16 protein-coding genes are annotated in these 19,268 nt (G+C 64.9%); 4 read left to right on the top strand and 12 right to left on the bottom strand.

The window, feature by feature from the left end; genetic code table 11:
• Positions 1–428 precede the first annotated feature (428 nt).
• Positions 429–1,322, top strand: a complete 894-nt coding sequence (locus ACPDIT_RS10120; protein WP_423443110.1) for a sugar phosphate isomerase/epimerase family protein — start codon at positions 429–431, stop codon at positions 1,320–1,322.
• 85 nt (positions 1,323–1,407) lie between these two features.
• Here ACPDIT_RS10120 and ACPDIT_RS10115 read toward each other — a convergent pair whose 3' ends face one another.
• On the bottom strand, positions 1,408–3,603 hold the full coding sequence (locus ACPDIT_RS10115) for a GreA/GreB family elongation factor (protein ID WP_423443108.1): 2,196 nt from the start codon (positions 3,601–3,603) through the stop codon (positions 1,408–1,410).
• A gap of 58 nt (positions 3,604–3,661) precedes the next feature.
• Between ACPDIT_RS10115 and rsmB the strand changes: the two genes are divergently transcribed.
• Positions 3,662–4,966 carry a 16S rRNA (cytosine(967)-C(5))-methyltransferase RsmB gene (gene rsmB / locus ACPDIT_RS10110; protein ID WP_423443106.1) on the top strand — a complete coding sequence of 435 codons (1,305 nt, stop codon included), beginning with the start codon at positions 3,662–3,664 and terminating at the stop codon, positions 4,964–4,966.
• Positions 4,967–4,973: 7 nt separating this feature from the next.
• Here the strand turns inward: rsmB and aspS are convergent, their stop codons facing one another.
• Entirely contained in the window at positions 4,974–6,776 is a 1,803-nt protein-coding gene (gene aspS, locus ACPDIT_RS10105; protein ID WP_423443167.1) for an aspartate--tRNA ligase, read from the bottom strand.
• Between the two features lie 738 nt (positions 6,777–7,514).
• On the opposite strand from aspS, the gene ACPDIT_RS10100 reads away from it, so the two are divergent.
• Together ACPDIT_RS10100 and ACPDIT_RS10095 are read left to right on the top strand one after the other, a co-directional pair.
• Entirely contained in the window at positions 7,515–8,078 is a 564-nt protein-coding gene (locus ACPDIT_RS10100; RefSeq protein WP_423443104.1) for a thioredoxin family protein, read from the top strand.
• A gap of 607 nt (positions 8,079–8,685) precedes the next feature.
• Positions 8,686–10,719 carry a DUF2961 domain-containing protein gene (locus ACPDIT_RS10095; RefSeq protein WP_423443102.1) on the top strand — a complete coding sequence of 678 codons (2,034 nt, stop codon included), beginning with the start codon at positions 8,686–8,688 and terminating at the stop codon, positions 10,717–10,719.
• Positions 10,720–11,116: 397 nt separating this feature from the next.
• Here ACPDIT_RS10095 and ACPDIT_RS10090 read toward each other — a convergent pair whose 3' ends face one another.
• The 10 genes from ACPDIT_RS10090 to map all read right to left on the bottom strand — a co-directional run bounded on the left by ACPDIT_RS10090 (position 11,117) and on the right by map (position 19,227).
• The gene (locus ACPDIT_RS10090; RefSeq protein WP_423443100.1) at positions 11,117–12,436 is read right to left on the bottom strand and encodes an FG-GAP and VCBS repeat-containing protein; all 1,320 of its coding nucleotides are present in this window, start codon (positions 12,434–12,436) and stop codon (positions 11,117–11,119) included.
• Between the two features lie 400 nt (positions 12,437–12,836).
• A complete protein-coding gene (locus tag ACPDIT_RS10085; protein ID WP_423443098.1) occupies positions 12,837–13,799 on the bottom strand; it encodes a hypothetical protein in 963 nt (320 codons plus the stop codon).
• A 1,036-nt stretch (positions 13,800–14,835) separates the two neighbouring features.
• Positions 14,836–15,273: a 50S ribosomal protein L17 gene (gene rplQ, locus ACPDIT_RS10080; RefSeq protein ID WP_423443097.1), complete on the bottom strand. Its 438-nt coding sequence runs from the start codon at positions 15,271–15,273 to the stop codon at positions 14,836–14,838.
• A 29-nt stretch (positions 15,274–15,302) separates the two neighbouring features.
• On the bottom strand, positions 15,303–16,325 hold the full coding sequence (locus tag ACPDIT_RS10075) for a DNA-directed RNA polymerase subunit alpha (protein WP_423443095.1): 1,023 nt from the start codon (positions 16,323–16,325) through the stop codon (positions 15,303–15,305).
• A 107-nt stretch (positions 16,326–16,432) separates the two neighbouring features.
• Entirely contained in the window at positions 16,433–17,041 is a 609-nt protein-coding gene (gene rpsD / locus ACPDIT_RS10070) for a 30S ribosomal protein S4 (protein ID WP_423443093.1), read from the bottom strand.
• A 31-nt stretch (positions 17,042–17,072) separates the two neighbouring features.
• Positions 17,073–17,693: a 30S ribosomal protein S11 gene (gene rpsK / locus ACPDIT_RS10065; protein WP_423443091.1), complete on the bottom strand. Its 621-nt coding sequence runs from the start codon at positions 17,691–17,693 to the stop codon at positions 17,073–17,075.
• An 18-nt stretch (positions 17,694–17,711) separates the two neighbouring features.
• Positions 17,712–18,107, bottom strand: a complete 396-nt coding sequence (rpsM, locus tag ACPDIT_RS10060) for a 30S ribosomal protein S13 (protein ID WP_423443089.1) — start codon at positions 18,105–18,107, stop codon at positions 17,712–17,714.
• A 42-nt stretch (positions 18,108–18,149) separates the two neighbouring features.
• Entirely contained in the window at positions 18,150–18,263 is a 114-nt protein-coding gene (gene rpmJ / locus ACPDIT_RS10055) for a 50S ribosomal protein L36 (RefSeq protein ID WP_423443087.1), read from the bottom strand.
• Complete coding sequence (locus ACPDIT_RS10050) at positions 18,260–18,466, bottom strand: translation initiation factor IF-1 (RefSeq protein ID WP_423443085.1); 207 nt, start codon at positions 18,464–18,466, stop codon at positions 18,260–18,262. Before ACPDIT_RS10050 ends, rpmJ begins: the two co-directional genes overlap by 4 nt.
• Positions 18,451–19,227, bottom strand: coding sequence for a type I methionyl aminopeptidase (gene map / locus ACPDIT_RS10045; RefSeq protein WP_423443084.1), 777 nt, complete (start codon positions 19,225–19,227; stop codon positions 18,451–18,453). Before map ends, ACPDIT_RS10050 begins: the two co-directional genes overlap by 16 nt.
• Between the last annotated feature and the right edge of the window lie 41 nt (positions 19,228–19,268).

Below are 19,268 nucleotides of genomic sequence, written 5' to 3'. Positions count from 1 at the left end.
CGCGAGCCACCGGACCGAAACGGCCGACCCCACCCTCGGCAGCCCGCCCGGGGCCGCTCTCCGCACGTTGTCTCCACCATCTGGCCGGCTTCGGGCCGGGCGAGTGCTCGGAACCTTGCCGAGATTCCGAGCCCTCGAGAGGCGCGCAGATCGAAATCGCGGACTCCTCGCCCACCGGCTTGCGACCTGCTTCTGCAGCGGGGTTTTGAATGCGGTTCGAAATCCCGAGGACGCCGCGGGACCGGTGTTTCCCTGCGCGATCCCCTATTTCCGGGCCGCGCCACCCGGGGGCCCAAGGCTCTCGGGAGAGCTCCGAGATTGAGTGCTGGCAACCACCAAACCAGCATGGACGCGGATGGGGCCGCGCCTTTCGAAGTGACATTTTTTGAAGGCGCGGCCATGAAATCTCGTCGGTCAGAACAGGACTTATGAAAACCTCGCGACGTCGATTCCTTGCCCTTTCGGCGCTGGGCCTGGCTGCCGCGACCCGGCCCTCTGTTTCACAGGCGCAGAACCTGCCCAAGCCGCCCCAACCGGCACGATTACGGTTGTCGTGCCAGGAGGGCGTGGCCCCGGGCAAAACGTTGACCGAAAAGCTGGATTTCCTGGAGGCTCACGGTTTCGAAGGGATCGAGCCCTGGGGCGGCGGCCTGCCCGGGCGCGTGGAGGAGTTCCAGAAGGCCCTCCGGGGCCGGAAGATTCGCATCAGCGCGGTGTGCGCCGGCTTTGAAGGGGTCCTGATCAGCGAACAAGAAGAAGTCCGGCAAAAGGCCATCCGGTCCATCAAGGAAATCCTCACCGCCGCCGGGGCCCTCGGCGCCGTGGGCCTGATCGTCGTCCCTGCATTTCACGGCCAAACCAAGCTCGGCCACGTGGATGGTCGAGAATTGCTGGTGAAGCTCCTGCCCGAACTGGGGGAACACGCGCACAAGGCCGGCACGCGGATTCTGCTGGAGCCACTGAACCGACGCGAAACCTGGTTCTTGCGCCAGCTGGCCGATGCGGCTGCGATTTGTCGCGACGTGAATCATCCGGGTGTGGCCGTCATGGGGGATTTCTGGCACATGACCTGGGAGGAGCCCAGCGATTTCGCCGCATTCGTGGCTGCGGGGTCGTACCTCCAGCACGTGCACATCGCCAGTCGCAAGGAACGCAAAATGCCGGGTGAGGACGAGGGGGACAATTACGTGGACGGGATGCGGGGGTTGAAGTTCATCGGGTATCAAAACTTCATCAGCTTCGAATGCGGCAGCAAGGGGGATCCGCGGCAGAGCATTCCTGCCGCCGTGCGCCTGCTGCGGGAGCAATGGGCAGCGGCCTGAACCGGTGCCCCGGCACCGGGAACGGCCGTCTCAGCGGGAGGACCGGGGCACGCGGCCGTGCCCACGAGGGGGAGCGTGTCCCGCCTCAGGCGGTTTGCGGCCCCGTCTCGGGGATTACCGAGCCTTCCACACGTTCGGAGCCGACGTGGACCGAGTCCCGGCCGGACCCTGTGGCCGCTCCACCAGGCCCGGGTTCCGGAATCATTTCAGCTCCCCCGGGTCCCGCGCCCGGCACTTCTGCGGCGGTCGGGACGCTTTGGGAGATCGCTTCCGCCGCGGGGGCCACAGCAGGAGTCACAGCTCCGCTGGCCGCAACGGGTTCCGACGAACCGGATTGGGCGACGGCCGGAGGCGCGGTGTCCGAGGAACCGGCCGCGTCCGTCGGTCCCGACGAGCCCTCCACAGGGGCAGGTGCAACCACCGGGGAACTTCCGGTTTCCGACGCGGGCGCGGTCGGAGCCGGGGCTTTCCGATAAGGTTGGATGTTCTCGATCCGATGCCGGTGCACCGCACCGTGCAATTCGAATTCGATTTCCTCGCCCGGTTTGTGTCCCATGAGGGCCTGGGCCACGGGCGATAGATAACTGATGATGCCCTTGTCCGGATCGGAATCCCAGGCTCCGAGGATGGTGAGCGTCTCCCGCTGGCCGGTCTTCAGATCCGTCAGTTCCACCACGGTACCGGGTCCGACGGCATCGGCAGGAAAATTCGCAAAGTCCGTCCCGCGGGCCCGGACCAACTCGGCTTCCAGTTCTTCTTTGCGGCGCATGAGGATCTTCTGCATTTCCTTGGCCGCCTTGTACTCGTGGTTTTCGCTGAGATCGCCGTAACTGCGGGCAATTGCAATTTCGCGGGAGTTGGCCGGGATGCGCTTGTGAACCAGCTCGTCGTACTCCGCCCGGCGTCGCTCCAGGCTTTCCCAGGAAACCCAAAAGCTGGTGTCCTGCCGCGTCTGCTCGCCGGTGATCAGGGACTGGATGGCGGGATGACTCTTGACGATCCGCGCGAGCAGCGACCGCTTGTCCATGTCATCGAACACGGGCGAGAACTGCAGGGCGCGGGTGAGGTCCTTGATCACCTCGATGTCCGCCGCCGCGGTCAATTCCGCGATGAGACTGGCGTCGTCGAGGATGAAATCGCGCAGCCGGCTCGACCGCCGCTCTTGAAACTGGTCGCGTTCCAGGGCGGTGAGCATGGCACGAAACACCTCGGGACCGAGGATGTCCGCGAAGGAGTCGCTCCGTTCCTTGCCCAACCAGAGCAACAGTTCGCTGCTGGCGGTGTGGTGACTGATGTGGCGGGCCAGCGTCTCTTTGAGGGATTCCAAGTGGCCCGCCTGGATGAGCAACTGCGTCAACTCGCGACAGACCCGGGCGGAAACCTGATTGAGAGCCTCCAGGAACAACTGGGGCCAGCGATCGGGCCAGGCCTGTTGGAACGCTTCCAGCGCACGACGATGCTTGGCGGCGGGCAGCGCCTCCAGAATGGGCCCCGGCTGGGGATGGGCGGCCCAGATCGACACGGCGCTGAGTTGCGCGTCCTCCGCCGGCAGACCGGCGGCCTGGGCAAGCTCGTCGCGCACGAAAATGGCTTCCATGGCCAGGGCCGGCTGGGTGCGCTGATGGGAGGCAATCTCCTCGTTGAGAGCCGCCACGAGCTGACGCGCCACTTCGGCCTTGTCCACCAGGTCTTCCAGACTGCGCATGATCTCCGCCACCACCGCCAGACGCGCCTTCAACCCTTTGGCGGCCGCAAAGGTCTCCAGCAGCCGCTCATCCAACGTCCGCTCGGTCTTCTGGTAAACCACGGGTTCGCCCTTCTTCAGCGGCAGCTGGAAGTGCCCGTCCCGCTTCATCTGCTTGCGCACCTGGTCCCACCATGCCTTCCAATCCTCCGCGATGACGTCGGGCACCAACGCCTGCTGGATCTGGTCCACCGTGGCGCGCCCCCCGTAGCTCTCCAAGACGATCCGGACCAATTCCAGCGGTTGGGTCGCCGCCATCTGACGCAGGCCCTCCAAGTCGAGGGACTTACGGGCGAGGATATGGGTGGCGGGGATGGGCTGGAGCACTTCCGAGGCAAAGGACAACGCCATCATGTGCCCCGGCCGCCCCGGAAAATCGATGGTAAAGCGGGCAAACACGGGGTCCACCGACCGGATACGCCCCAGGCCCCAGGAACGGTGCCAGCAAAATCCGCAAGTGGCCAGGCGTACCAGCGGTTCGATGTGGCGGGGTTCGATCTTGCCCGCCTCAGCCAGTTTCTCGAATGCTTCTCGCATAGAACAGAATGGTCACGGCCTGCGTGGGGACAGGAACCGGACGCCAACATTAAACGCAGTGAGCGCACAAAAACCAAGAGAAATTGCCGCTCGGATCCTGCAGCAACACGCGCGCACTGGACAGTTCGTGGACGCGCTGCTGGAACGCGAACTGGCGGGCGAAACCCTCTCGCCAGCCGACCGCCGACTCTGCCAGGAGCTGGTATACGGCGTCGTGCGGTGGCGGGCCACACTGGACTGGTTGATCGCGCGCAAGACCGGCGACCGTGCCCAGCCCCCGCGCCTCCAGGACGTGTTGCGGCTGGGGCTCTACCAGATCTTTTGGCTGAACCGGATCCCCGATCACGCCGCCGTTCATGAAACGGTCGAACTGGCCAAGCGACTGGGCCTGGCCCCGCAGGCAGGCTTCGTGAACGCGGTGCTCCGCGCCTACCTGCGCGAAGCCGGTCCCACCCGCCAGCTTTTGCACGAGCTCCAGGCCACCGCTCCTCACCTGGGCTGGTCCCACCCCGAATGGCTCGTCCGCCGCTGGCTCGACCGATGGGGCCCGGACCGGACCCGCCAGTTGTTGCACTGGAACAACACGCCGGCCCGAAACTACGCACGCGTCAACCTCCTCAAAACCGACCCTGCCCGGCTCCTGGAGCGATGGCGCCAGAAGGAAAACGTGGAGTACGATTTCTTCCGGCGCGACTGGCTGGAGGAAAACCTCGTGTTCGAACTGCGCCACCATCCTCCCCTGGCCCGGCTGGGTTCGTTTTGGGACGGCTGGTTTTACGTCCAGGATCCCAGCACCCTGCTGGCCGTGAACATCCTGCAACCCAGACCGGGCCATCGCTTGTTGGACTGGTGCGCCGCCCCGGGGGGCAAAACCACCTACGCCGCCCAACGGATGGAAAACCAGGGCCGCATCCTGGCCCGGGACACCGACCCGGAACGACTGGAGATGCTGCGCGAGAATTGCGAGCGCCTCGGCATCACCTGCGCCGAAATCCTGCCCGCCGAGGCCCCCTGGCCCGACTGGGCCCGCCAGGGCTTCGACCGCGTCCTGGTGGACGTGCCCTGCTCCAACACCGGCGTCCTGCGCCGTCGCGTGGACCTGCGCTGGCGCCTGCAGGGCGAGGAATTGCATCGCCTGCCGCCCACCCAGCTGGAACTGCTCAAGCAGGCCGCCCAGCACGTCCGGCCCGGAGGCCTGGTCGTCTACAGCACCTGCAGCCTGGAACCTGAAGAAAACGAACAGGTCGTGCGCGCCTTCCTCCAAACCACGCCCGGCTTCAGCCTGGAGCAGGAACGCATCCTTCTGCCCTTCGTCGACGGCGTGGACGGCGCCTACGTAGCCCGCTTGCGCCGCCGCGGTTGAACCCGGCTCACCCTTTGGCCGGCGGCACGCGCAACTCCAGATGCAACTCCCGCAACTGCCGCGGCTCCACGGGCCCCGGCGACTCCGTCATCAAGCAGGTGCCCTTGGCCGTCTTGGGGAAGGCAATCACATCCCGGATGCTGGGCGTGCCACACAACAACGCCACCAGACGGTCGAACCCCAGCGCAATCCCCCCGTGCGGCGGGGCGCCGTACCGAAACGCCTCGAGCATGTACCCGAAGCGCGCCTTGACCAGATCCGGAGGCAGTTGGAGCACCTCCTCGAACACGAGCTTTTGCACCTCGGGTTGGTGAATGCGGATGGACCCGCCGCCCAGCTCCACCCCGTTCACCACGATGTCGTAGTGCTGTCCCCGCACGCGCCGCGGATCGGTCCGCAGCAACGGGATGTCCTCGGGCACCGGCGCCGTAAACGGATGATGACTCGAGTACCACCGGTTGTTCTCCTTGTCGAAGCTCAACAACGGAAAATCCTCCACCCACAGAAAATCGAACCGCATCGGGTCAAGTCGCAAACGACCGCTTTGGCGCAGCCATTCCGCCACCTGCAGGCGCAACCGACCCAGGATCTCGCAGGCCACCTGCCACTCGTCCGCGGCAAACAACACCAGGTCGCCCTCCTCCATCTGCAGGCGCTGTTGCAGGGTCGCCTTTTCGCCCTCGCTGAAAAACTTCACGATGGGCGACTTCCACTCCCCGTTTTCCACCTTGATGTAGGCCAGGCCCTTGGCCCCGAACTCGCGGGCCAGGCTCGTCAGTTGCTCCATCTGCCCCTGCGTGGCCCCCGCCATCCCTTTGGCATTGAGGGCCTTGACCACCCCGCCCTGCGCCACCGCCCCGCTGAACACCTTGAACGCGCTCGACCGAAACGTCTCCGTCAAATCCACCAGCTCCATCCCGAAGCGCGTATCGGGCTTGTCAATGCCGTAGCGGTCCATGGCCTCGCGAAACCGCAGCCGCGGGAAGGGCCGCTGCAACTCGATGCCCAACGCCACCCGCCAGATCCGCTGCAACAATCCCTCCACCAGCGCGTAAATGTCCTCGCGCTCGACAAAACTCATCTCGATGTCGATTTGCGTAAACTCCGGTTGGCGGTCCGCCCGCAGATCCTCGTCCCGATAACACCGGGCCAGCTGGAAGTACCGCTCCACGCCCGCCACCATCAGGATCTGCTTGAACTGCTGCGGCGACTGCGGCAGCGCGTAAAACAGGCCCGGATGATTCCGGCACGGCACCAGGAACTCGCGCGCGCCCTCCGGGGTGGACTTGAACAGCGTGGGGGTTTCCACCTCCAAGAATCCCTGCTCCTCCAGATACACCCGCGTAGCGGTCGCAACCCTGGAACGCAACCGCAGGTTGCGCAACATCTCGGGCCGGCGCAGGTCCAGATACCGGTACTTCAAACGCAGTTCCTCGTTCACCCGGGCAGCGACCTCCGGATCGTCCACCGGAAAGGGCAGCACCTCCGCCCGGTTCAACACCTCCAAACCCTGCGCCACGACCTCCACCTCGCCGGTGGCGATCTTCGGATTCACCGTGCCCTCCGGACGCAGGCGCACCCGACCGGTCACCGCCACCACACTCTCCGGCCGCAGCGAAGCCGCCAGCTCGAACACCTCCGACGACACCTCCGACGGATCGAACACCGTCTGCGTGCGGCCTTCACGATCTCGAATATCCAGAAAAATCACCCCACCCAGGTCCCGCCGGGAATGCACCCACCCGGTCAACGTGACCGTCTGTCCCGCATGGACCGGGCGCAGCTCATTGCAATGATGCGTTCGTTTCATCATCCATGCAGCTTGGAAAAAACCGCCAATGCGAATCCAGATCAAAGCTGGCCCGCGGGTCCAGCGAAGGGAGGAAGGCTTTCCCCGGACCCGCCCATCCGAAATCCACGCCGCCCGGAAAACGGAAAGCCGGAGACATGAGGTTTCCCGCGCCCGGCAGACCGAACGGTGCAAACGCCCGGGCCCCGTGAAAGTCACCCCGGCTCGAGCGACAGAACTCGCGCAGCCCGAACACCCGTCGCGGCCCGACAACACGCGTTCGGCCCCCGCGACGGCCCGCTCCGCGGGCAGAGCCCGGCACGCGCCCCGGGCGGCAGGCGGGACAACAACCGCGCACGAGGATTGCGCCGACCCACTCAAGAGCCCGGGCCCCGCTGCATCCCTCGGTGTCCAGACCGTCGCGGGGCGGGCCCCCTTGCAAAAGGGCTCTCCCGCTGCCTCTGACCTTTGCGTTCCAAGCGGCGGCCGCCACCCCACACCGAGACCCGGCAGAGCCTGCGCACGGGTTGTCCGCAATTTGGCAAACCCACCGCTGTTCTCCCCCGGGACCGTCTTGGCTCCCCGCCGGCCCTGGAAGTCGCCCGGCCCCGGCGCATCTTCCGTGCCGAGCAGGATGCCCCCGTTGGACCGAGGCAGTCATTTCCGGCCATCGGTTCGCCGACCGGGAGGGTGACACCCGCCCGAGCAGCGTCGGAATGGTCCCCGAGGTTTTCGAGAGAGAATCGGTCCTCCTCATCGTTGAAACCGCTGACGCAATCGCCGACAGGTTCCATCCCCGCGGGACCAAACCCCTCCGGGGTGGCACCAGGCGGGTCCCTGCGCTATGTTGGCGCAGGCAACAATCCACAAAGGACGACCATGAAAAGACTGCTCGCCGTACTCGCCGGATGGCTCCCTCTGGTGGCATTCACCGTGACCGCTCAGTCGGTTTGGCTCGAAGATCTGCCGGAGGCCCTGAAGAAGGCAAAGGCCGAAAACAAGCATGTGCTGATCAACTTCACCGGTTCCGACTGGTGCGGCTTTTGCATCAAGCTGCAGAAAGAAGTCCTGTCCACGAAGGAATTCGCCGATTACGCAACCAAACACCTGGTCCTGGTCGAGCTCGATTTCCCGCGGCAAAAGGCCCAATCCGAGGCCCGCAAGAGCGCCAACCGCAAACTGCAAAAACAGTACAAGGTGGAAGGGTTTCCCACGCTGGTCCTGCTCGATCCGCAAGGCAAAGAGGTGGCCCGCATGGTGGGGTACGGCGGCGGTGGTTTCGCGCTTGTAAAACAGAAGCTTCGTCTGCCCAACGCGCCATGAGTCCCCTCGACTCCGGCGCTTGTGGCGGCCGGGACGCACGGGATCGAAGGAGGCCCCTGCGCCGGGGTTCATGGCCAAGCGAATCCGGTGGGCTGAAGAGGTGATGGACGTTCCCCTGCAGCGTTGCGGCCCCAGCGCAGGCAGTGGTCATCGCCCTTGACGCGGCATCAGCCTGGGCAGGCGCCGACGGACGGACGAACCCGGTGGCACCCGGCCCCCTCAAGGGCCGGACAGGTTGGAAGTGCACAAGTTGTTTCGCTCTGCCGGCTTCTGATCTCGATGCGCAGCGCAGCAAATCTCACGATGCACCCGGGCGTTGGCGGGTCCCCGGAAACGAGCCTTTGACGACGAGGTGACACGAACGGATCCGTCATTCCGAACAGTTCCCACGGACGCGAGGGATGCTGCGCACGAGCGCCCCGACCGCCCGGCCGGGCGAAGGCCCTCATCTTTCGAGCCCTGCCATTCCCACGCTCCACCATTGCCGGACCTCGCCTCTCCGGGCTCGGCCAGACGGCCGGGTGAGATCTCTTGGCGCAGTGTTTGCGGCCTCAGCAACGGCCGCCACCGCCCCGGGACCCGGCGAATGCGGACGCTGTGCCAAGCGATGGCCCTGCTGATCCTGGGACCGCTGATCGGAACAGCCGCAGCCCAATCGCTCACTTATCCGGACCTGGTGCGTCGCCTCGTGGATTTGGAGCACCTCGCCACGCTGCCCCAAGCCGGAGAGCGCACCACCCAATGGTCCAGTTACGATCGCCGCAGCCGGATCGAACCGGCCACGGGACGATTTCTCGACTGGCACGCCAACGCGGACGGCCACGGCGTGATCCGTCGGGAAGGAAATCTCCAGGTGCTGGCCGAGATGAAAGGCCCGGGCGTCCTCTGGCGCATGTGGTCCGCGTCGCCCAAACAGGGCCGGGTGCGGATCTACCTCGATGACGCGCCGGAACCCGCAGTGGACCTGCCCTTCCTGGGCTACTTCAACCGCGAGCACGCCCCCTTTGATCGCCCTGCCCTGGTCCACACGGCCGCGCGTGGATGGAACAACTACACCCCAATCCCGTACCAGACATCGTGCAAGATCGTGGCCGAGGAAGGATGGGGCGATTACTACCACTTCACTTACACCACATTCCCGGAGGGTACGGTCGTGCCGACCTTTCGAAGCGAGTTGAGCGCGGAAGACCGGTCGGCCCTGGAGGAGCTGGACCGGTTGCTGCAGCAGTGTGGCCCGCGCGTGCCGCAGGACTCTCTCGGCCGGGACACGTTCGAGGGCATCCTGGGCCCGGGGGACGGCCATGCGCTGCGCCGCACGGGACCCGCAGCCATCACGTTTTTGCGCGCCCGAGTCGAGGGGCTGACCCGGCCGGCCGACGAAGAAGCGCTGCGCGAGCTGGTGCTCGAAATCACCTGGGACGACGAGGCACGACCGGCGGTCTGGTCGCCGCTGGGCGACTTTTTCGGGACCGCCCCCGGAGCCAACCCGTATCGCTCGCTGCCCTGCGGGCTCACCGAAGACGGGTGGTTTTACGCCCAATGGTACATGCCCTTTGGCCGGTCCGCGGAAGTGCGCCTGCTCAATGAAGGTGCCCAACCACGCAAAGTCCACCTGGAGGTGTTCACGGAACGATTGCGCCGGCCGCCCGAGTCCTACGGCCGCTTTCACGCCAAGTGGCACCGGGACGAATTCCTCCCCACCGAAGCAACCCGGGAGCTGGACTGGCCGTTGTTGAAGACCCGGGGCCGGGGCCGCTACGTGGGCGCGATGCTGCATGTCTGGAATCCCCGGGGCGGCTGGTGGGGCGAAGGCGACGAAAAGTTCTTCGTGGACGGAGAGCCCTTCCCGTCCACCTTCGGAACCGGCTCGGAAGATTACTTTGGCTACGCGTGGGGTTGTCCCGACCTGTTCCAGCACGCCTATCACAACCAGACCCGCAACGATGGCAACAACAAGGGGCACATCTCGGTAAACCGCTGGCACATTGCCGAACAAGTGCCGTTTCAAGAGTCGTTCGAGGCATACCTCGAAAAATACTTCTCGAATGGTCGGCCCACATTGTACGCCGCAACCGTTTACTGGTACCTTGCGCCGGGCGGTCACGACCCCTACGCCCCGGTGCCCCTCGAGCACCGGGTGGGATATGCCAGGGCCCCGTCGTACAAGCCCATCCCCGGCGCGGTGGAAGGCGAACGCTTGAAGATTCTCGAGTGCTCCCGCGGCCGGGTCCGGGAACAGGATATGAGCGGCTGGGGCGAAGACTGGAGTCACGATGCCCAACTCTGGTGGACCGGGGCTCAACCGGGCGACCGGCTGGACCTGGAATTGGTTGTGGAGAGGACGGCACGTTACCGGGTGGAAGCCCGGTTCACCAGGGCACCGGATTACGGAATCGTGCAATTGTTCTTGAACGGGGCAAAACTCGGCCACCCCGTGGACCTGTACGCCCCTGCCGTCCTTCCGTTCGGGCCCGTTTCGCTGGGCACAAACGCCCTGGCCGCGGGAACGCACGTCCTGAGCGTGGAGATGGCCGGTGCAAACCCTGAGGCAGCACCAGCATACCTGTTCGGTCTGGACTACATAAGGCTGACGCCCTTGGACAGCCAGTCCGAGGATCTTTCGACCGACGAGCCGCGCTGAGCCCCTTCGCAACGTCCACCCGATCGCCCCGGCCAAGGGCCGCCGGGATTACCAAGCCCCGGCAAGCACGCCGACGTTCAAGGAAGACTGGATACAGCTCCGTCGCAGCGCCCGCAGCCGCGCCGTCGCCGGCTGCCATCGTTCCGGAATCGCCCTGACTCGTTCGCACCACCTCGGGCGGGGCCCTGAAATCGACAGGGCTCGTCCTCTCGCGTTCCGAAGCCAAGGCTGGTCGTGGAGCAAGAAAGCCGGGCTTGCGACGACCCCGGCGCGAAACCCGGCCAATGGGGATCCGGCGCTTCTTGGGCGCTCTGGGGCCGGAGGGCGAACGCGAGCGGCGCAAGCTCTCCCCCCGCGCCGCCCCTTTCCCTCCCAGCCGCACAAATCCCGCAGCGGCCTAGCGCGATTCAGCCGACCGCTTCAACGGCTGTGGCTGGGCAGCACGCCACTCCGATTCGGACACCGTTCGCACACGATGCCAAAACACAAAGGCGCCTTTTTTGTTGCCCACCACGATGTCTGCAAGGCCATCGCCGTTGAGGTCGGTGACCGTCACCTGCGTGCCCACGCCGGAGTCGGCATCGATCAAGTGCGGTTCGAAATACGGCTTGCCCCCCGCGGGCCGAACCAGGCGGAACCAGTAAAGCACCGCGGGGGCGTTCGGTTCCGGATCCCCCGTGGGTCCGTGCGCCCAGAACCGTTTGCCGGTGACAAAGTCCATGAGCCCGTCCCGGTCCATGTCCACGGCAGCCAACGCGTGTGCCTGGGAAAACTTCACTCCGTACGGATTGTCCGCGGGCTGTTCTCCCGTGATCCGGTGTTCGCGCCACTCGATCCGACCCTCCACGCGCACTTGTTCGAACCAGGCCAGCCCGTACTCGTGCGCATGCAGCGAGGTCACCACGTCGTTCCAGCCATCCCCGTTGACGTCGAATACCAACATCTGCGCCCCGCCCCGGCCAAAAGTGGCCGGATGCCGACGCCACACCGGCCGGCCCTCCAGGGAGCCGGGTTGTTCCCACCAGCCATCCTTTTCCACCAGATCCATGCGCCCGTCCCCATTGATATCTCCGCACCCCAGACCGTGGGTGTACCGACCCCACTCGCCCTTGGGACTTATGGGAACGAAGCGCCAGGTCTGGGTCGGTTGCTGCCAATTGACTTCCACGTACCCCAGGAATCCCCGCGAAAAACAGACGATCTCGGGCCGACCGTCACCTGTGATGTCGGCAAATCCCGGAGACTCGCCCTCGACATTGTCGTAGGCGAGGTAACGGCGCCAGGGACGATCGGCCCGCCCGGGGTTTTCATACCACCACGCTTCCAAACCGGGGTGCGGCATGTGCAACACATCCGGCCAGCCATCGCCGTTCAGGTCCCAGGTAAAGGTCAGGAACACATCCGCGTAAGCATTTTGGGTTCCCAGGGCGCCTTCGAATCCGGGCACCGTCTCCGTGGAGCCGTCCGGACGCAGACGTGTGAACTGGTTCGTCGCCGGCGCGAAGGCTAACCTCGTTGCAAAGTCCGGCCCCGCATACCAGTACGGGCCGCACACCACATCCACGTGGCCGTCTCGATTGAAATCGGCTGCGTGAGCCCCCTCGGCCCAGAACTCTCGGGTCAAAACCCGCTTCTCGAAAGTGTGGAGAGTGAATTCGGCAGTTCGGCCTGTGACCAACGGCAGGCAACTGAACCATACCCACAGGGTCTTGTGCATGACCGCATCGTGGGTGGTAGCGCCCGGTGCGTCAAGCCGGGCTCCTTGGCCCCCGCTGACTCGGATGTGCCGGAGCAGCGGAGTAAGTCTGCCGCAGAAGCTTGCCCAAAGGGCCGTATTCCCAGGAGGAGGTCTCGGTGCCGGCGGCCGCAGCACCCAGCTGCCGGACATTGCCTTTGCCGCCGCAGGTCACAGAATGCGTACCCAATGGCGGAGCACCGGCCACCCGCACTCACAGCAGCCGGCCCACGTCACCCGGCCCTCCAAGGTCTCCCCCGGGTCCAAACCTCAGAGGTATCTGCGCACCGCAACGTGGTCGCTCCAGTCAGCTCCCCCATGTTCCGGCCGAAACGCGGGGTCGGGCACGAATCTCAGGTCCCCGGTCTCCATCGAGCCTCTGTTACTGCTCGTGTCGCCCGTATTTCTCCTCCGCGCGTTTTTTGATCTGCTCGAGGACCCGGCGATGGATCGCGTGGATCACAAGGTCCGAAATGTTTCGCCAGTACAGCCCCGGGGACATGTTCTGCCTGTACCATGTGGTGCCCTCGAGAACTGTTTCGCCATTCGCCTCGCAGAGCCGGAACACTCCCCGTTCAGCGCTGAAAGCCCCGGCAGCATGGGGCGCTTCGATCCTGCCCCAGGGCGAAAGTTCCTGGAGCGGAGGTGGATTCGAGATCACGTCGAATTCCAAAGCGACCGGAGCCTCCCACCGGGTGATGCGCTCCAGGAAGGCCCCGGTGGAAAAAACGCAATATCGCAGCGCACCGGGGCCGTCTCCTTCAATCCTCGCCTCCACGGGATATGCAATCCCCAGCCGGAACCATCCTTTTGGCGGCTCATCAATCTTGTCAAACGCAATGACCTCATCCCAAACGGACTGAATCGGGGCCCGCACTTCCACCCGGGTGGTCACTTCATGCAGGCGCGGCGTCGCAGGCCGGTGACTCTCAAAGGCAACGAGGCCGGGGGCTGCGCCCATCACGAGGACCGCGGCCGCACAGGCCGTCCCCCTGCCGAGGCGCTTTCCCACCAGGTATCCGACGGCGGAACCCGGGAATGCGACGAGCACGGCCATCGGGAGCGCCATGAGAACGCAAATGAGCCCATCCAGGGCAAAACAAACGATCAGGGCACCCAACAACAGAATGGATAACAGGGCAATCCCATAGGCCGCGCGCCATGTGGTCGGGCCGGTCCAGCCATGGAGCAAAGCGGCCACGAACGAAACCAGAAACGGAGTGCCAACAAACAGCGCCCAGCTGTAGGAAGGAAACACCCTGATGGCGAGATAAACCCCGCCCAGCCCGACCCCACACGCCGGGAGGACCGAAGCGGCAACCCGCGAGGTTTTTGTCAGGCGCATCGACTTGCAATCACCGTCAGGACCGGCCAACCGGCATGGTCCAAGACCTGGACTGCGGCCATCGGGGTAACCCGGCCGCGCCGGCTCTCAACTTTCCGCGCCATGGTCACGGAATGCTTCAGAATCAAATACACACCGCCGGCAATGAAACGCAGGCATGGCCACGAGGTTGGACGCGCGGCCGACGCCCTCACCCTGGCGGCGGGGACCCCTGCATTCCTGCTGCGGCCGCCAAACGGGGGAGCCCGATCTCCGTCGCATAAGTCGTAACTTTGTAGCCTGTACCATTTGCGCAGGGGGCGCGTTCCATCCGGATGCACCTCGCGACCCCATTTGAAATGCCGGCAGGACAACATTCACCTGCCTTCTGGGCTTCATCACGACCTTTATTCTCGTCTTCGCTCGCAAGGTCAAGGCCGTTCCAACCGCGCATTGGGAGAAGTCGGGTACGTCCTGCCCTCCGGGTCAGCATCCAGGCCGCGGGCGGAGAGCGCAAAATCCAGATTCCACACCGTAATCCCCCGGCGAAGCGGTCAGGAGCAATGCCGGCCATTTCCCGCCGTCCAGAGCCATGATCCGGGGAGCCGGCTGGCGGGCCGGGTGTCACCGGATTTGTCGGGCACCCGGCGCCTTCGCGCTTTGGTGTCGTTCGGACGTCGCCGACCACTCCCTGAGCTGCGGCCTCGGCACTTCCGGCAAGGACCGGTGGTGTCGTCGGCCCACGGGTTTTCCGGAGCAGGGCGGGCCTGTACCCGGCGCTCCTTCAGGACCCGAGTGACCCAACCAGGGCACGAGACGGGAACGCCCGCTGCGAATCGGCCCAGCTCGGAACCATCGAGGAACCCAACTTTGGCCCGGGTCCCCCTCAACCTCGTCCACTCGGTGGGTTCCCTGCGAGGAGCGGCGTGCGAAGGAAAAGACGAGGCAGTGAGCCCGGGCCGGCCTTGGTGTAAAACAGGCCGCCCGCGGCACGCTGCCGAGCGTGAGCGGGCGGTTGCGAAGCGGTTCTCGAAGAAGGGCCGGTGACGGCCGCGGCTCAAGTCTTGGCCGCGGCTTCGGCCGGCGCCGCTTGTTGGGCTCCCTGAGTCTGGCCCTCGGTCGGAGCCGGTGCCTGGGGCAGTTCGACCCATTCGAGGATGGCCTGCTGCGCGGCGTCGCCGCGGCGTTGTCCCAGCTTGATGATGCGGGTATAGCCGCCGGGGCGGGATTTGAAGTGCGGAGCGATCTGTTTGAAGAGGATGCGGCAGGCTTCCTCGTCCTGGTAGAGTCGCGCGCTGGCCAGGCGTCGTGCGTGCAGGGTGCCCTTCTTGCAAAGGGTCACCAGTTTTTCAGCCACCGAACGGGCGGCTTTGGCCTTGGCCAGGGTGGTCACGATGCGGTTGTGCCGAATGAGACTGCAGACCAGGCTGGCGAGCATTCGATTCCGATGCTCGGAGGTCCGACCGAGTTTGGCCGTGCGTTTACGGTGTCGCATAAGCCGGGAAAGTGGCGGGCCGCGGCCGCTCAGGTGGCCAGGGACTTCTTCGATTCATCCTTCGGCGGCTCCAGCAGGCTGGGGTCGAAGGTCATGCCCAGGGTGAGGCCCAGAGCGGCGAGTTTTTCCTTGATTTCGTTGAGAGATTTTTTCCCGAAGTTGCGGTATTTGAGCATCTCCTGCTCGGTTTTCATGGCCAGCTGCCCCACGGTGGTGATGTTGGCGTTGTTGAGGCAGTTGGCGGCGCGAACGCTCAGCTCGATTTCGTTGACGCTCATGTTGAGCAGTTTCTTGAGCCGCTGGCGTTCCTCGTCCTGTTTCTCGGTGGTCTCCTCGAATTGGACGGCATTCTTGTCGTAGCCCACGAAGACGTCGAGGTGCCGCTGGAGGATGGCCGAAGCCTGGACGAGGGCATCGTCCGGGGAGATGCGGCCGTCGGTCCAGATTTCGAGAATCAGCCGGTCGTAATCGGTCTTTTGCCCGACGCGGGCGGCCTCGACCGTGTAGCGGACGCGGGTGACGGGGGAGAAGATGGAGTCGATGGCGATGACGCCGATGGGCTGGCCGGGCTTTTTGTTTTCGTCGCCGGGGCAGAATCCGCGCCCCACCTTTACTTCCAGCTCCATCTCGAATTTCTTCTTTTTGGCCAGCGTGCAGATGTGTTGTTCGGGATTCACCAGCTCGACGTTCTGGTTGAGCTGGATGTCTCCGGCGACCACGGGGCCCTCCTTGTGAACGGAGAGCAGGAGGGTCTGCGGGTCACGGGTATGGGCCTTGAATTTGATTTTTTTGAGGTTGAGTACGATGTCGGTGACGTCCTCGATGACGCCATCGATGGTGGAGAATTCGTGCAAAGCGCCGTCGATTTTAACGGAGGTGATGGCCGCGCCCTCGAGGGAGGAGAGCAGCACGCGGCGCAAGGAGTTCCCCAGAGTATGGCCGTACCCGGTTTCGAAGGGTTCGGCGGTGAATTTGGCGTACGTGGCCGTGGCGGTGGCCTCGTCCTTGACCAACCGCTTCGGCATTTCGAATCGTCCCAGTCGGACCGGCATGGTGTCTGTTTCCTTTCTGCAATTTTAACCTGACCACGACCCCGCTCCCGCGCAGGGTCGGGCCCGTATAATTGCATGGCTCCGCACCCGCGGAGCCGGGTTCGGGTTTAGCGGGAGTAAAATTCCACAACCGCCTGCTCGTTGGCAATGGGCTGGATCTCGTCGCGGGTGGGCACGCGCATGACCACGCCGCGGAGCGCGTCCCGGTTGACCGAGAGCCAGTCGGGGACCGGGCGACCGGTGGAGTTCTCCAGGCCGCGGCTGACCAGCTGGCGGGATACGTCGGAGTCTTTTGGCTCGATGACGTCGTTGACCTTCACGGCATAGGAGGGGATGTTGACCTTGCGGCCGTTGACGCGGATATGGCCGTGGGTGACCATCTGCCGGGCGGCCGGGCGCGTGGGGGCAAAGCCCAGCCGATAGACCACGTTGTCCAGCCGCATTTCGAGGATCTGGAGCATGGTTTCGCCCGTGACGCCCCGGCGGCGCAACGCCTGTTCATAGACCCGGCGGAACTGACGTTCCTGGAGGCCGTAATAATAGCGGAGCTTCTGCTTCTCCATCAGACCCAGGGCGTAGTCGGTGAGTTTGCGACGCGCCTTGGGTCCGTGGACACCGGGCGGATAATTGCGACGCTCGAGGTATTTGGAATCGCCGAAGATCGGGATGCCGAATCGGCGACTGATGCGAACGCGTGGGCCGGTATAGCGAGCCATAGGTCAGCGAGAGAAAAGGTTCAGGCGCAGGTTAGACACGGCGTTTCTTGCGCGGCCGACATCCGTTGTGGGGCACGGGGGTAACGTCCTTGATGACGGTGATTTCCAAACCGATGGCCTGAAGGGCGCGGATGGCGGCTTCGCGGCCCGATCCGGGACCCTTGACCCGGACTTCGACTTCGCGCATGCCATGGGCCATGGCCCGGCGGGCTGCGTCCTGGGCCACCAGCTGGGCGGCGTAGGCCGTGCTCTTCCGCGAGCCCTTGAAGCCCACACGTCCGGCGCTGGACCAACCGATCACGTTCCCCTGCATGTCGGTGATGGTCACGATGGTGTTGTTGAAGGTGGCCAGGATGTTGGCGATGCCGCTGGTGATGTTCTTGGCGCCCTTGGCCTTGATGATCTTCTTGCCGGCCATTTCATCGGCCAGCAGCTCGGCGGCCGTGGGAGCTGTGGCCGCGGCCGGCGCGCCGGCATCGGCGGTGGCAGCCGGGGCCGCGCCCCCGTCCGCAGTCTTGGCGGAGTCGGCCTTGGCCTTCGTCTCCTTGGGGGCCTTGGCGGCCTTGGGCTTGGCCGGCTTGTCCGCCTTGGGAGCGGCACTGCCGGCCGGTTGAGGTTCGGGAGCAGGAGTCGCTGGAGTGGCTTCTGCCATGGTGAGAATTCCGGTGGCTTAGTGGATGCCTTTCTTGGCGTGAGGATTGCGCTGGACGCCGACGGTCTTGCGCGGACCTTTCCGGGTGCGGGCATTCGTCTGGGTGCGCTGTCCGCGCACGGGCAATCCGCGCATGTGCCGGATACCGCGATAGCACTTGATGGCCTGAAGCCGCTTGAGGTTCAGGCCGATCTCCCGGCGCAGATCGCCTTCGATGACGTACTTGCCCTCCTGAATGGCATGGACGATCTGCGAAAGCTGTTGTTCGGTCAGATCCTTGGCCCGGATGTGGGGATCGATTTGGGCGCGCTGACAGATCTCCTTGGCCAGGGTCGGGCCAATGCCGTAGATGTAGCGCAGCGCGATTTCGACGGGTTTGTTGCCCGGGATTTCGACTCCGATGATGCGTGGCATGGTAACAGGGGCTTGCGGGTGATCAGATGCTGGTGAACCGGCTCAACCCTGACGCTGCTTGTGGCGCGGGTTGGTACAAATCACGCGGATCACGCCCTTGCGACGCACAATCTTGCAGTGCTCGCACAGTCGTTTGACCGATGCTCTGACTTTCATAAAGCCTTCGATTCCTGATTCCAAACGATCTGCCCGGACGACAGGTCATACGCGGAAAGCACGACCTGCACATGGTCGCCCGGCTGCCAGGCCGGCGCGTTCATTCGGGCGCGTCCCCGCACGAAGGCGACCAGTTCGTGTCCGTTGGCCAAGCGCGCCCGGTATACCCCGGGGGCGAGGCACGCAATCACCTCGGCGTCCACAGTCCATTGTCCTCGTCCGGGCATGTCAACACTTCGGGCGCACCCTCGGTAATGAGCACGGTGTGCTCGAAGTGAGCCGACAGTGAACCATCTTTCGTGACGGCTGTCCAGCCGTCACTGAGGACCCGGATTTCCGGCGACCCGGCATTGACCATGGGTTCGATCGCCAGGGTCATGCCGGGGCGGAGCCGCGGGGATGGTTTGCCGTCCACGAAGTTGGGCACCTCCGGCTGTTCGTGCACCGAACGCCCCACGCCGTGGCCGACGAACTCCCGGACCACGCTGAATCCGTGCCGTTCCACATACTGCTGAATGGCACGGGAGATATCCACGACCCGGTTCCCGGGGACGGCTTGCGCGATGCCCTCCCAGAGGGCCTGACGGGTGACGTCCAGGAGGCGCTGGGCCTCGGCGCTGCAACCGCCGACCGGCACCGTCATGGCCGTGTCGCCCACAAACCCCCGGTAATACACCCCGACGTCCAGGCTGACAATGTCACCGAACTGGAGCCGGCGGGGACCGGCCAGCCCGTGCACCACCTCTTCATTGACGGAGATGCAAATGTTGCACGGGTATTTCCGGTAGCCCAGGAACGCGCTGCGGGCACCGTAATGGCGAATCCGCTCGGCGGCAAACTCGTCCACCTCGCGGGTCGTGATGCCCGGACGAATGAACGCTGCCGTTTCCCGCAGCACCCGCCCGGCCACCCGGCAGGCGGGTCGCATGGCTTCCAGGTCGCGTTCTGTCTTGAGAATGATCATGGCTGCATGGCCGCCCGGAGGCCACCTCTTGTAGCGCGGTC

It is taken from the genome of Limisphaera sp. VF-2 (assembly GCF_049537125.1).
GTDB lineage: Bacteria > Verrucomicrobiota > Verrucomicrobiia > Limisphaerales > Limisphaeraceae > Limisphaera.
The sequence above is the reverse complement of the archived record's forward strand: the minus strand, read 5'-3'. Positions and strand labels throughout refer to the sequence as shown.